Origin of the sequence: Propionivibrio sp. (assembly GCF_029255185.1) — a bacterium.
GTDB lineage: Bacteria > Pseudomonadota > Gammaproteobacteria > Burkholderiales > Rhodocyclaceae > Propionivibrio.
Window position 1 is genome coordinate 1 of record NZ_JAPUVO010000114.1, and the last position, 12,099, is coordinate 12,099.

Genomic DNA, 12,099 nt, shown 5'->3' on the forward strand with positions numbered 1-12,099 from the left:
AAAAACTACGAACGCATGAAGCTTCTCATCGACCGATGGATCGAGCTGGGAACAGAACTATCCAATCTCCGACTCGCCAAAGAAACGATCTGAAGGGGGAGAACTTGTCACTCTCCAGAGCGATGGTATCCATGAGTAATGGGAGAATGACATGGCTATTGTGATCGAAGACTTGCAAATGGAACGGCTGGCACAGCAACTCGCCAAGGCAGAGGGCGTAAGCATCACCGAAGTGGTGCGTGAAAGCTTGTTGTCCTTGGCCGGCATACGTGGACTGGTCGCCAAGAAACAGCCGCTACGCGAACGGCTTGCCGTGCTGGCGCGTGAGGTCGATGCGTTGCCGCGACCACCAGCGGGTAGCCGTACTGATAACGACATCCTGGGGTACAACGAGCACGGCATATGGTGATTGACACTTCCGCCGTACTGGCCTGGCTGAAACATGAGCCGGAGCGCGAGCGGATTGTCGCCGCATTGGAAGCGCACAAGGTGTGTCGTATATCGGCAGTGAGCCTGCTGGAAGCCAACATCGTGGTGCGGGCGCGTGAACATCACACCATGCCGGGCAAGCTGCAACGGTTTCTGGAAGAAATTGGCGCAATCGTCATGCCATTCGACGAACAGCAGGCACGTCTCGCCGATGAGGCTTTTCAGCGCTACGGCAAAGTGCAAGGACACCCGGCCCAACTGAACCTGGGCGATTGCGCAGTCTACTCGCTGGCCAAAGCTCTCGATGAACCGTTGCTGTTTGTCGGCAACGATTTCGCACAGACGGACATTGAAAAATGTTGATTGGCTACGCCCGCGTTTCCACGCGCGACCAGAAACCCCATCTGCAACTGGATGCGCTGAATGAAACCGGTTACGAGCGTATTTTTGTGGAAACGGCGAGCGGGGCCAAGCGTGAACGGCCGGAACTCCAGGCTGCCCTGGATTTCATGCGCGCCGGCGATACACTGGTAATTTAGAAGCTGGATCGACTCGCCCGTTCCACCCGCCAATTGCTCGACACCGTGGAAGGATTGGCGCAGCGGAGCATCGGACTGAAGGCATTGACACAGGATATCGATACTACCACTACCGGTGGTCGCCTTATTTTTACGGTGTTTGGCGCCATTGCCGAGTTCGAGAGGGAAATTATCCGCGAACGCACCCGGGTCGGCCTCGATGCCGCGCGAACGCGCGGCCGCAAGGGCGGGCGTTCGCGTGCATTGGCTGAGAAGGACTTGAAGCAGGCGCGCGCCTTGCTGGCCGATCCGGAGATTACCGTCGAGGACGTGGCGCGCCGGCTTGGCGTCGGGTCATCCACGTTGTACCGCTATCTGCCTGCTGCGCGTCAGACGGCGCAAGAACTGGAACAGTTGGAACACTAATCCTTCGTTATGCCGCATGGCGGTCCGAAGAACGCGAGGTCACGCTGGCCATCGCATGAAACTGCTCGTCGACATGAACCTGTCACCGCGTTGGGTCAAAGTGCTGTCCGATGCCGGCGTTGAAGCGGCGCACTGGTCAAGCCTCGGCGCGATCTTGGCTGCGACGCACGGTGACAAGCCTAGCGTCGTGCAGATTCGTGCCGAGGATGTCAGCCCGGACGTCATCGGCACGCAGGTCGTCGCGGCCTTGCAGCAGATGACGGTTGAGTTGGAAGAAGGTGCGTTGATCACCGTTGATCCGAACCGCACGCGTCTGCACGTGCTGCCGCTTCAACCACGAAGCTGATATATTGGTCGGCTGCGCCCGTGTTCGGTTTGGCCGCAGCGTCAAAAATTTCGCCGGAATCCAAAAATCATGACTTCGTCACGCCGCCACACCGAGCGTCACCGCACCGATCGCATCGGCTGGTTGCGCGCCGCCGTACTCGGCGCCAACGATGGCATTGTGTCTACGGCCAGCCTGGTGGTCGGTGTGGCTGCGGCTAGCGCCAGTCATTCCAGCATCCTGCTCACCGGCGTCGCGGCGCTGGTGGCTGGAGCTATGTCGATGGCTGCTGGCGAGTATGTTTCTGTCCATTCACAGGCTGATACCGAAAACGCCGACCTGTCACGCGAACGCGCCGAACTCGAAAGAAATCCGGAGGCCGAACACAACGAACTGGCGGCCATCTACGTCAAACGCGGGCTGGCGCCCGATCTGGCGCATCAGGTCGCCGAACAGTTGATGCAGCACGACGCCCTGGGCGCCCACGCGCGCGACGAACTGGGCATCTCGGAGACTCTCAACGCGCAGCCGGTTCAGGCCGCTCTGGCGTCGGCCGCCAGTTTCGCCGTCGGCGCCCTGCTGCCGCTGACGGTGACGGCGCTTAGCTCCGCACGGCTACTGATTCCCGCAGTCGCGGCCAGTTCGCTCGTCTTTCTCGCTCTGCTTGGCGGGATCGCCGCTCGGGCAGGTGGCGCCAACATGCTGACCGGCGCTTGGCGCGTCAGCTTCTGGGGTGCGCTGGCCATGGCAATTACTGCCGGGGTCGGCGCATTGTTCGGCGCTGTTGTTTGATTCCCCACCCGACTTGACCTTCCGAAAGGCTTGCCAAAGAGCCAGGTCATACGCAATCTTCAATAGTCCGCAGGCCACCAGGGGAGCTGCCAGCCAACCGGCTGCGAACAGCGCGCCACCAAGGGTCGGGCTGGCTGCCGAGGCCAGGCTGCGTGGTACTGCGGTAAAACTGGCAGCCGCAATTCTTTCTTCCGGGGTGACTACCGCCATGACAAATGCAGCTCGGACTGGAACGTCCATTTGCGAGAGTAGCGAACGTATTAGCAGGAGACCCAGTACAGTTTCGAGAGTGTCGGTGAACGCGGCAGCTATCAAACACAGACTGGCCGGGATGTGGGTAAACACCATGGTATTGAGTAGGCCGATTCGTCTGGCCAGATGCGGTGCAAGCAGCTGCGAGATGGCGGTCAGTAATCCGGACCAGAAAAAAAACATGCCGATAGCTGCCAGCGATAGATCGAAACGCTTGAAAAACCAGAGGGCCAACAGCGAATTAACCACCAGCCCACCGGCGAAAGAGTCCACCGAGAACAGGGCTGCAAGCCGCACAACAATACTGCGTGACGGGCCCAGTGCTATCGGTGCACGTGTTTCCCCGGCCAGTGGTTCTGGCAACCGACGATAGAGCAGCCAGACGGCACAGCCAGTCAGCCCGTAGAGCATAAACATCATTCGCAGCGCCTCAAGCTGGCCTATTCCCGCAAGGCTTACGAGGCGATCAGGAAATGCGCTAGCTAAAGCGCCGAGGGCCGCAAACAATGCGCCAAGCAAGCTGTAGCGGGCGAACAAGGCCGTGCGCGCTTCGTTGTGGGCAGCTTCAGCCAGCCGGGCATGCTCAAGGGGCAGGAACAGGCTAACGTCGCCAGAACTGGGGTTGAGGGTACCGACGAAGGCGATCACCAGCAGTGGCCAGAAAGCCGAACCGACGGCGAAGGCGAAACCGGTCACAGCCATCAGCAGTGCTGCCCCGAGCAGCAGGCTTCGATGATGGAAACGCTGCCCCCAGGCACCCACCGCTAGCGTAGCCAGTGCAGAACCGAGCAAGGTGGCTGTGGCCAGCACCCCGACCTCCCAGGTACCGAACCCAAGCGCCAGCAAATAGGCCGGCAGGAGCACGGCCACATAGCCGTCGGCGAAGGCACGCAACGCCCTCCCGATCAGTAGCGGTAATGCGATGCCATCAACGCCTTTGGGCAGCAACCAGTGACAGATCACTTCAAGACTTGATCGAACATGGGAATTCCAAGGTGGCATATCTAATAAAGCAAAGTTTTGACGGTGAGACCAAGCATGGCACAAGCAGCGATCACGTGGATTACGTTTTGTTTGAAGCGGAACAACGCAATGGCGGCCACCAGAGCAATGAGGGCGGAGACTCCGTCGAAGGTACCGGCAAATCCCTTGGGCCAGAGGACGTGATAGCCGAAAAATAGGGACAGATTAAGGATGACGCCAACCACGGCGGCTGTGATCGCGGTCAGTGGTGCAGTGAATTTCAGGTCGTTATGGGTCGTTTCGATTAGTGGCCCGCCAGCCAGGATGAAGATGAAGGACGGCAGAAAAGTGAACCAGGTGACCAGTGACGCCGCCACCGCACCAGCCAGGAACAGGCTGTCCAGACCGAATACTGCTTTGACATAGCCACCGACAAAGCCGACAAACGCCACCACCATGATCAGTGGTCCCGGGGTCGTCTCGCCCAGCGCCAGCCCGTCGATCATCTGAAGGGGGGTCAGCCAGCCATAAGCCTCAACGGCTCCTTGGTAGACATAGGGCAATACGGCATAGGCGCCACCAAAAGTAAGCAAGGCTGCCTTGGTAAAAAACCAGCCCATCTGTGTCAGGGTGTGTTCCCAGCCGTAGACTGCGGTCAGGTAGCACATGGGAATCAGCCAAAGCAGCGCGCCGACGACAAGCACCTTTATCAGGTAGGACCACTTGAATACCGCATGGGACGGTGTCGGCGTGTCATCATCAATCAGCGCTCGGCCAAAAGACTTGTCGGCCTTGCCATGCCCGCCACCTGCCTTGAACTTCTCAGGTGCGACGCGTCCGCCGATGTAGCCAAGCAAGGCAGCGGCTACGACGATGGCGGGGAACGGAACATTAGCCGCAAAGATGGCAACGAATGAGACCGCTGCGATTACCAAAAGCGTGCTGTTCTTCAAGGCACGCGAACCGATACGGTGTGCTGCCTGAAGCACAATGGCCGTAACGGCGGGTTTGATGCCGTAAAACAGCCCGGCGACCAGCGGCATTTCGCCAAGGGTGATATAGACCCAGGAGAGTGCAATCAGGATAAACAACGAGGGCAGCACGAATAGGCCGCCAGCCACAATGCCACCCCAGGTGCGGTGCATCAGCCAGCCAATGTAGGTCGCCAGTTGCTGGGCTTCCGGACCAGGCAGCACCATGCAGTAGTTGAGCGCGTGCAGGAAACGTTGTTCAGAAATCCAGCGCCTGCTCTCAACCAGTTCCTGATGCATGATGGAAATCTGCCCGGCAGGCCCACCAAAACTGATGAAGCCGAGTTTGAGCCAGAAGCGGAAGGCTTCCCAGAAAGCGGGTTGGCGAGGCGCATCTTCTAATGGGATTGGATTATTCATCGTTTCTTCTGAAGCGCAACCAAGGGCTTTGATGGAGGGCAAGGTAGCACGGGCCGGCCTATGCGCGCCAGCGCACTGAAGACATGAAGCCACCTTTGCTACCCTGCGCCAGTTAATTCGTAAACAATTTCAGCGCGGCCAATCGGTCGCAGACTCTGAGACTCTATGACATTTGCACTCTGGGCGCTGATCGTCGGCACCCTATTGATCACCATGGCACTGGCGGGAACCTTGCTCCGGCGACTGCCGATAAGTACCGCCCTGCTCTATCTTGTCGCGGGCTACGGACTAAGCCCGGCCGGGCTTGATCTGATGGCCCCCGATCCACTGCGTTATTCGGCGATTCTGGAAAAGGTGTCCGAAGTGGCGGTGCTCATTTCCCTGTTCGCTGTTGGTCTCAAGCTCGGCCTTCCGTTTTCGGACCGGAGCTGGCGTTTGCCGGTGCGGCTGGCCATCGTTTCAATGACGATTACGGTGGCGCTGATAGCCCTGATCGGAACGCAGAGCCTAGGTCTTTCGCTGGGTGCTGCGGTCCTGCTTGGGGCGATTATCGCGCCCACCGACCCGGTACTGGCCTCCGATGTCCAGGTCCTCGAGGCTGGCGATCGCGACCGCCTGCGCTTTAGCCTGACCGGCGAAGGCGGCTTGAACGACGGCGCCGCCTTCCCCTTCGTCATGCTCGGCCTCGGCCTGCTCGGCCTCAACGATCTGGGCTCTTGGGGCTGGCGCTGGCTGCTGATCGACGTACTGTGGGCGATCAGCGGTGGCCTGCTAATCGGCAGCGCACTGGGTACGCTGATCGGCAAGCTGGTGGTTTACCTGCGCAGCCGCCACCAGGAGTCGGTCGGACTCGACGAATTCCTCGCGCTGGGACTTATCGCACTGGCTTACGGGCTTGCCACCTTCTGCCAAAGCAATGCCTTCCTCGCCGTTTTCGCCGCTGGACTCGCCCTGCAACGGGTAAAGGAACGATCAGGAAAGGACGCGTCTTCGGCCATACCGGAAACCGGACTGCAGAACAAGCAGAGCAAGGAGACCCTGGCCACCCATGCGGACCATGCCAGCGCCTTCATGCGTCAGGAAGTACAGGGCTTCAACGAACAACTGGAGCGGATTGCCGAAGTGGCAATCGTTCTCGTGGTCGGCGGCATGTTGTCCTATAGCTACCTCCCGGCCAATGCGCTGTGGCTGGTCCTGCTCCTGTTTTTCATTGTCCGCCCGCTGGCGGTATGGCTTGGCCTGCTCGGCGCGCCAGTATCGCGCGATCAGCGCATCCTGATGTCCTGGTTCGGCATCCGCGGCATTGGTTCGATCTACTACCTGATGTACGCCATCAACCATGGTCTGCCGCGCGCACTGGCCGCTGAGATCAGCGCCCTCACACTGACCGTGGTCGCCGTCTCCATCGTACTGCACGGAATCTCGGTGACCCCGCTGATGAGCCTCTACCTGCGCCGAAAAGAACGCCGTCAAGCAGCTATCGGCCTGCTACAGCGGCCCAACGGTAAAAGCCCCGCTTGGCCAGTTCGACGACAAAAAGATAAACCAGCACCATGATGCCGAGGATCAGATAAAACTTTGCCGGTGGCGGAACAAAGCCGAAATAGCTTCCGATCGGGGTAAACGGCAGCAGCACAGCGCTGGCGACAACGATCAGTGAGGTCAGGGCCAGCAACGGATGGGCACGACTTTTCAGGGGGTTGCCGTGGGTGCGGATGATGAAGATGACCAGCACCTGGGTGCACAGCGATTCGACGAACCAGCCCGTCTGGAACAACTTCTCGTCGGCCTGCAGGACCGTGAGCATGACGTAGAAGGTCAGGAAGTCGAACAGCGAACTGATCGGCCCGATCACCAGCATGAAATTGCGCACGAAGTTCATGTCCAGAACGCGCGGCGAGTGAATATCGGCCGCGTCCACCTTGTCCAGCGGAATCGGGATTTCAGAGATGTCGTAAAGAATGTTGTTGAGCAGGATCTGCGTCGGCAACATCGGCAGGAAGGGCAGGAACAGCGCTGCGCCGGCCATGCTGAACATATTGCCGAAGTTGGAACTGGTGCCCATCATGATGTACTTCATGATGTTGCCAAAGGTCCGCCGCCCTTCGAGAACACCAGCATGCAACACATGCAAATCGGGTTTCAGGAGAATCATGTCGGCCGCCTCCTTGGCCACGTCGACGGCCGAATCAACGGACAGTCCGACATCCGCCGAATGCAGCGAGGGGGCGTCGTTAATGCCGTCGCCGAGGTAGCCGACGACATGGCCGCGCGCCTTGAGCGCCAGGATCACCCGGTCTTTCTGCGCTGGATTGACGCGGCAGAACAGGTTCGTCGTTTCGGCGCGAGCCTGTAGCGCGTAATCGTCGAGCTGGGCAATTTCCTTGCCGGTGAGCAGTCCGCTCACCGGAATTTTCAACTGCGCGCAGACATGCCGGGTCACGAGGTCACTGTCGCCGGTGACGATCTTGATCGCCACACCGATCCGGTCAAGAGCGGCCAACGCCGAGGCGGCGCTGGCCTTGGGCGGATCCAGGAAGGCAGCAAAACCGGCGAGCACCAGTTCGCTTTCGTCGCTGACCACGGCATGCGGATGGTCCTGCGACACCTGTCGCCAGGCGATGCCCAGCGCCCGGTAGCCTTCTTCCTCAAGCGCGTGGTACTGCGTGCGAATCGTCTCTAGCGCCGCCGCATCGAGCGCACGCGGCGTGGCCTCGCCCTGCACTTCATACTGTGTGCATAGCGCGACGATCTCGTCGGGCGCACCCTTGACCACCAGCCAGCGGGTCTGGCCGTTGTCGATCAGCACCGAGACGCGGCGGCGCTCGAAATCAAAGGGTACTTCGTCGATTTTTTTCCAGGCGCCTGTTTCGATGTGCTGGTGCGCCAGAATGGCTTCATCGAGCGGGCTTTTCAGTCCGGTTTCAAAAAAACTATTGTAATAGGCCAGTTCAAGGACATGTTCGCTAGGTTGACCTTGCGCGTCGACATGTTTTTCCAGGCGGATTTTCGCCTCGGTCAGGGTACCGGTCTTGTCGGTGCACAACACGTCCATCGAGCCCAGATCCTGGATCGCCGACAGCCGTTTAACGATCATGTGTTTCTTCGCCATGCGCATGGCGCCGCGCGCCAGCGTGACCGAGACCACCATCGGCAACAACTCCGGAGTCAGCCCGACGGCGAGCGCCACGGCAAACAGGAAGGAATCGAGCCACGGCTTGTGGAAATAAGTGTTGGTCAGCAGAACGAAGAGCACCATGATGACAGTCAGACGCATGATCAGCACGCCAAAACGTCGGGTGCCGATTTCGAACGAGCTCGGCTCCGCTGGCCGGGAAATGCTGTCAGCAATTGCGCCGATGGCCGTATCCGCCCCAGTCCTCACCACCCGCATGCGCGCGCTGCCGCTGACCACCGAGGTGCCCATGAACACCGCGTTGCTCGCTTCCTGCAGTTCGCTGGCCGTCGCCGCCAACTCGCCGGGCCGCTTTTCAACCGGGTAGGACTCGCCGGTCAATGCCGACTGCTTGACGAAAAAATCATGCGCTTCGAGCACCCGGCCGTCGGCAGGAACCATGTCGCCGGCACTGAGCACGACGAGATCGCCGGCAACCACCCCGGTCACCGGAATATCGACCGGCTGACCGTCACGCAACACCCTGGCACGAACGGAAACCGACCGGCTCAATTTTTCCGCCGCGCTGTTGGCGCGGTATTCCTGGACAAAATCAAGGGTAACGCTGAGCAGGACGATGCAACTGATAATAATGAAATTGGAGACTTCCCCGGTGAATGCCGATACCGCACTGGCCACCAGCAGGATAATGACCAACGGATTTTTGAAGCGACTCAGATACTGCCGCAGCAGCGATTTGTCCTGCTGCGCGCGGAAGCTGTTGAGGCCAAAACGCTGCAGCCGGGATTTGGCCTCGTCACTCGACAGGCCGGCAGCATCGCTCGCCAGTTCAGCCTGCGGCTCGGACAGCGGTGCCAGCCACCAACTCGCATGGTCATCGGTGATCGTCGTCATCTAAAATCTCCATGGCGCTGTTTTGTCCGCGAACGATGATGGCATGGTCAACCCACACCCTCGGTGCGCTGCCGAACATACAGTCCGTATTTTAACGAACATGTTTGACCGACAAACTTTATACTGGAACATCGTGCCGAGGAATGTCGTGTAACCTGCAGCTGCTTTAAACCCATACCACCTCTACAGGAGATTTTCATGAGCCAATACCCGATTGCCGTTATTGTCGGCAGCCTGCGTCGCGATTCATTCAATCGCCGGCTGGCTGATGCCATTGTCAAATTGGCGCCGGCTGAGTTCTCGTTCAGCCAGGTGCAAATTGGTGACCTGCCGCTTTACAACCAGGACGACGATGCGACCCCACCGCCGTCGGTCAAACGCTTAAAGGCCGAAATCACCGCAGCCAAGGGGCTGCTGTTCGTAACCGCCGAATACAACCGTTCCATTCCTGGCGTACTCAAAAACGCCATCGACCACGCTTCGCGCCCATATGGTCAGAGCGCCTGGGCCGGTAAGCCGGCCGGGGTGCTGGGCGTTTCGGTCGGAGCCATCGGCAGCGCGCTGGCACAACAGCACTTGCGCAACATTCTGGCCTATCTGGACGTGCCAACACTCGGCCAACCCGAAGCCTTCATTCAGGCCAAGGAAGGCCTGTTCGACGAGGCCGGCAATATCGGCGCCGAGAGCAGAAAATTCCTGCAAGGCTGGATGGACCGTTACGTCAATTGGGTGAAAACACATGTCGCCTGATCAGTGCAAGACACCTGTATGAATAAAGCTGAGCTCTCCTACACCTTTGCCAAGGAACACGTGATCCGCGCCTCGGCGCTGCTCTCGCTGTTGATGCCACAGGCATCAGGCATCGGAATCGGCGTCAAGGGGCTTGACGGCCGCTATTTGCTGGTCAGCAAGGCCCTGGAAACGCTGTTTGGCAAAAGTCTTGAGCAAATGACTCAATTGACCGACAACGATCTCTTCCCGCCCGCACTCGCCGCTCGCCTCTACTGCTCCGATCAGCAGATCTGCGCCGGTGCGGCGGCATCAAGCGACGAGCTCGACCTATCGATCAATGGCCAACGCCTGCACTGCCTGTGGCTCAAATTTCCAGTAATGGGTGCTGACGGAGAGATACTTTCCATCGGTACGATAATGCTTGACATTAACCGACAGGAGGAAGCCGAAGACATGCGGCAAGCGCTTGAACGGTTACAGCAAAGCAATCAGGAGTTGCAAAGAACCCTGGTCGAACTCGATCGTCTGGCCAGTACCGACAAGCTGACCTGTGCCTGGAACCGGCGGCGCCTCGAAGAAACCGTGCTCAACGAGATGGAGCGCCTGAGACGCTACGACCACCCACTAAGCCTGCTGATCATCGACATCGATTTATTCAAGCTGATCAACGACGATCACGGTCATGTCGCTGGCGACCAGGTTCTGGCCGAACTGGCGACGGTAGTCCAGGCAACTCTGCGCATCACCGACTCGCTGACGCGCTGGGGTGGTGACGAGTTCGTTGTACTGAGCCCCAACACAACCTTGTCAAGCATGGCGATGCTCGCCGAACGTCTGCACAAAACAATCGCCAGAACGCTTTTTCCGGCGGTCAAACATCTCACGGTCAGCATCGGTGTTGCCGAATGCATCTGCGGGGAAAACTGGGAGCAGTGGTTCAAGCGCGCCGACGCCGCGCTGTACCGTGCCAAAGCCTGCGGCCGCAACCAGGTTCAAATTGCCCCCGAAACGCCGCAACGGGTCGGCATTGGTGAAAACGTCTCGGCGAATTTCGTTCAACTGGCCTGGCATCCGGCGTACGAATGCGGACTGGCCTTGATTGACACTCAGCACCAACGATTATTCCGAGACGCCAATGACCTGCTCGCCGCAATACTCTCCGGACGTCCGGCAAATGAAGTGGCGGCGCTGATTGACGCCCTGATTCGCGATGTTGTCCAGCACTTCAAGGACGAGGAAGCATTGATCACGGCGGCCGGCTACCCCGACGCGGCACAACACGCCGCCATTCACCGCCGGCTCGTCGATAGCGCCTCTGTCCTGATCGCCAGATTCCATTCTGGAACCTTGCCCATCGGAGAATTATTCCAGTATCTGGCGAACGACCTTGTCGCCCGGCACATGCTCGGTGCGGATCGAGAGTTTTTCCCCTATCTCGACTCCCGGCGTCAATCGGCCACGCCAACGCCACTTCAGCCGGTCGCCTGATGCGCGTCTATATCGCCGGGCCGGACATCTTCCGCCCTGACGCCAGTATCTGGGCCGAAACGGTACGCGCATTGCTGGCACGGCACGGGCAACAGGCGCTGATCCCGATTGATGGTGACGAACTCACGGCAAGCGGCATCTACCATGCCAACCTCGAGATGATCCGCTCGGCCGATGTGGTGCTAGCCAATCTCAATGCCTTTCGCGGCCACGAGCCCGACTCGGGCACCTGCTTTGAAGTGGGTTTCGCCACCGCCCAGGGCAAGCCGGTGATCGGCTATCTCAGTGATGGCCGCGTACAAAAAGATAAAGTTAGCGATGCCGATGGCCTGCGCGTCGAGAATTTCGGCCTGCCGCTCAATCTGATGCTAGCGCTTGCCTGCCGTATTGTCATCGGCGATCTGGGCACCGCCGTCGCCGAACTGTCCACCCTTGCCTTTCCCTCCGGTCGGGCATCATCACCTCTGCCGATGTGCCTGCTTATCGCTCCCGCAAACTCTCATCCTTATACTGAAGCAAGGGACTCAGGAAATACTCGATCACCCGGCGCTGGGCAGTCTTGACTTCCACGGTGACCGCCATTCCCGGTGACAGATTGACGGTCTTGTTCTCCACCTGGATCGTCGACCTTTCCAGGCTCACCCGCGCCGGAAAAATCAGCCCCCGCTTTTCGTCATTCACCGCATCGTTCGAAACGTGGGTCACCTTGGCGTTGATGGTGCCGTACTTGGTGAACGGAAAGGTCTCGATTTT

Annotated in this window: 10 protein-coding genes and 3 pseudogenes; 9 read left to right on the forward strand and 4 right to left on the reverse strand. The window is 59.3% G+C overall.

The features are described 5' to 3' along the window. The first annotated feature begins 151 nt into the window (after positions 1-151). The 5 genes and pseudogenes from Q1J43_RS10050 (at position 152) to Q1J43_RS10070 (ending at position 2,490) form a co-directional block, all read left to right on the forward strand. On the forward strand, positions 152-409 hold the full coding sequence (locus tag Q1J43_RS10050; RefSeq protein ID WP_301102364.1) for a type II toxin-antitoxin system VapB family antitoxin: 258 nt from the start codon (positions 152-154) through the stop codon (positions 407-409). After that, the gene (locus tag Q1J43_RS10055) at positions 403-792 is read left to right on the forward strand and encodes a type II toxin-antitoxin system VapC family toxin (protein WP_301102365.1); all 390 of its coding nucleotides are present in this window, start codon (positions 403-405) and stop codon (positions 790-792) included. The genes Q1J43_RS10050 and Q1J43_RS10055 overlap by 7 nt, the downstream gene beginning before the upstream one ends. After that, positions 786-1,373: pseudogene (locus tag Q1J43_RS10060) on the forward strand (recombinase family protein). Before Q1J43_RS10055 ends, Q1J43_RS10060 begins: the two are co-directional and overlap by 7 nt. 55 nt (positions 1,374-1,428) lie before the next feature. Continuing rightward, positions 1,429-1,719 carry a DUF5615 family PIN-like protein gene (locus Q1J43_RS10065; protein ID WP_301102366.1) on the forward strand — a complete coding sequence of 97 codons (291 nt, stop codon included), beginning with the start codon at positions 1,429-1,431 and terminating at the stop codon, positions 1,717-1,719. A 69-nt stretch (positions 1,720-1,788) separates the two neighbouring features. Then, positions 1,789-2,490 carry a VIT family protein gene (locus tag Q1J43_RS10070; protein ID WP_301102367.1) on the forward strand — a complete coding sequence of 234 codons (702 nt, stop codon included), beginning with the start codon at positions 1,789-1,791 and terminating at the stop codon, positions 2,488-2,490. 51 nt (positions 2,491-2,541) lie between these two features. Here the strand turns inward: Q1J43_RS10070 and Q1J43_RS10075 are convergent. Beyond that, a pseudogene (locus Q1J43_RS10075) lies at positions 2,542-3,744 on the reverse strand (MFS transporter); the annotation flags it as partial. A gap of 2 nt (positions 3,745-3,746) precedes the next feature. Beyond that, on the reverse strand, positions 3,747-5,096 hold the full coding sequence (gene chrA / locus Q1J43_RS10080) for a chromate efflux transporter (RefSeq protein ID WP_301102368.1): 1,350 nt from the start codon (positions 5,094-5,096) through the stop codon (positions 3,747-3,749). Positions 5,097-5,261: 165 nt separating this feature from the next. Here chrA and Q1J43_RS10085 point away from each other — a divergent pair, with 165 nt between their 5' ends. Then, entirely contained in the window at positions 5,262-6,653 is a 1,392-nt protein-coding gene (locus Q1J43_RS10085) for a sodium:proton antiporter (protein ID WP_301102369.1), read from the forward strand. Here the strand turns inward: Q1J43_RS10085 and mgtA are convergent. After that, positions 6,574-9,126 carry a magnesium-translocating P-type ATPase gene (gene mgtA, locus Q1J43_RS10090; RefSeq protein ID WP_301102370.1) on the reverse strand — a complete coding sequence of 851 codons (2,553 nt, stop codon included), beginning with the start codon at positions 9,124-9,126 and terminating at the stop codon, positions 6,574-6,576. The genes Q1J43_RS10085 and mgtA overlap by 80 nt on opposite strands. Positions 9,127-9,324: 198 nt before the next feature. On the opposite strand from mgtA, the gene Q1J43_RS10095 reads away from it, so the two are divergent. The 3 genes from Q1J43_RS10095 to Q1J43_RS10105 are packed head-to-tail and all read left to right on the forward strand — an operon-like array spanning position 9,325 to position 11,909. Continuing rightward, on the forward strand, positions 9,325-9,876 hold the full coding sequence (locus tag Q1J43_RS10095; protein ID WP_301102371.1) for an NAD(P)H-dependent oxidoreductase: 552 nt from the start codon (positions 9,325-9,327) through the stop codon (positions 9,874-9,876). 18 nt (positions 9,877-9,894) lie between these two features. After that, the gene (locus Q1J43_RS10100) at positions 9,895-11,346 is read left to right on the forward strand and encodes a diguanylate cyclase (protein WP_301102372.1); all 1,452 of its coding nucleotides are present in this window, start codon (positions 9,895-9,897) and stop codon (positions 11,344-11,346) included. Beyond that, the gene (locus tag Q1J43_RS10105) at positions 11,346-11,909 is read left to right on the forward strand and encodes a nucleoside 2-deoxyribosyltransferase (protein WP_301102373.1); all 564 of its coding nucleotides are present in this window, start codon (positions 11,346-11,348) and stop codon (positions 11,907-11,909) included. Before Q1J43_RS10100 ends, Q1J43_RS10105 begins: the two co-directional genes overlap by 1 nt. Here the strand turns inward: Q1J43_RS10105 and Q1J43_RS10110 are convergent. Beyond that, a pseudogene (locus Q1J43_RS10110) lies at positions 11,827-12,099 on the reverse strand (hemolysin secretion protein D); the annotation flags it as partial. The gene Q1J43_RS10105 and the pseudogene Q1J43_RS10110 overlap by 83 nt on opposite strands.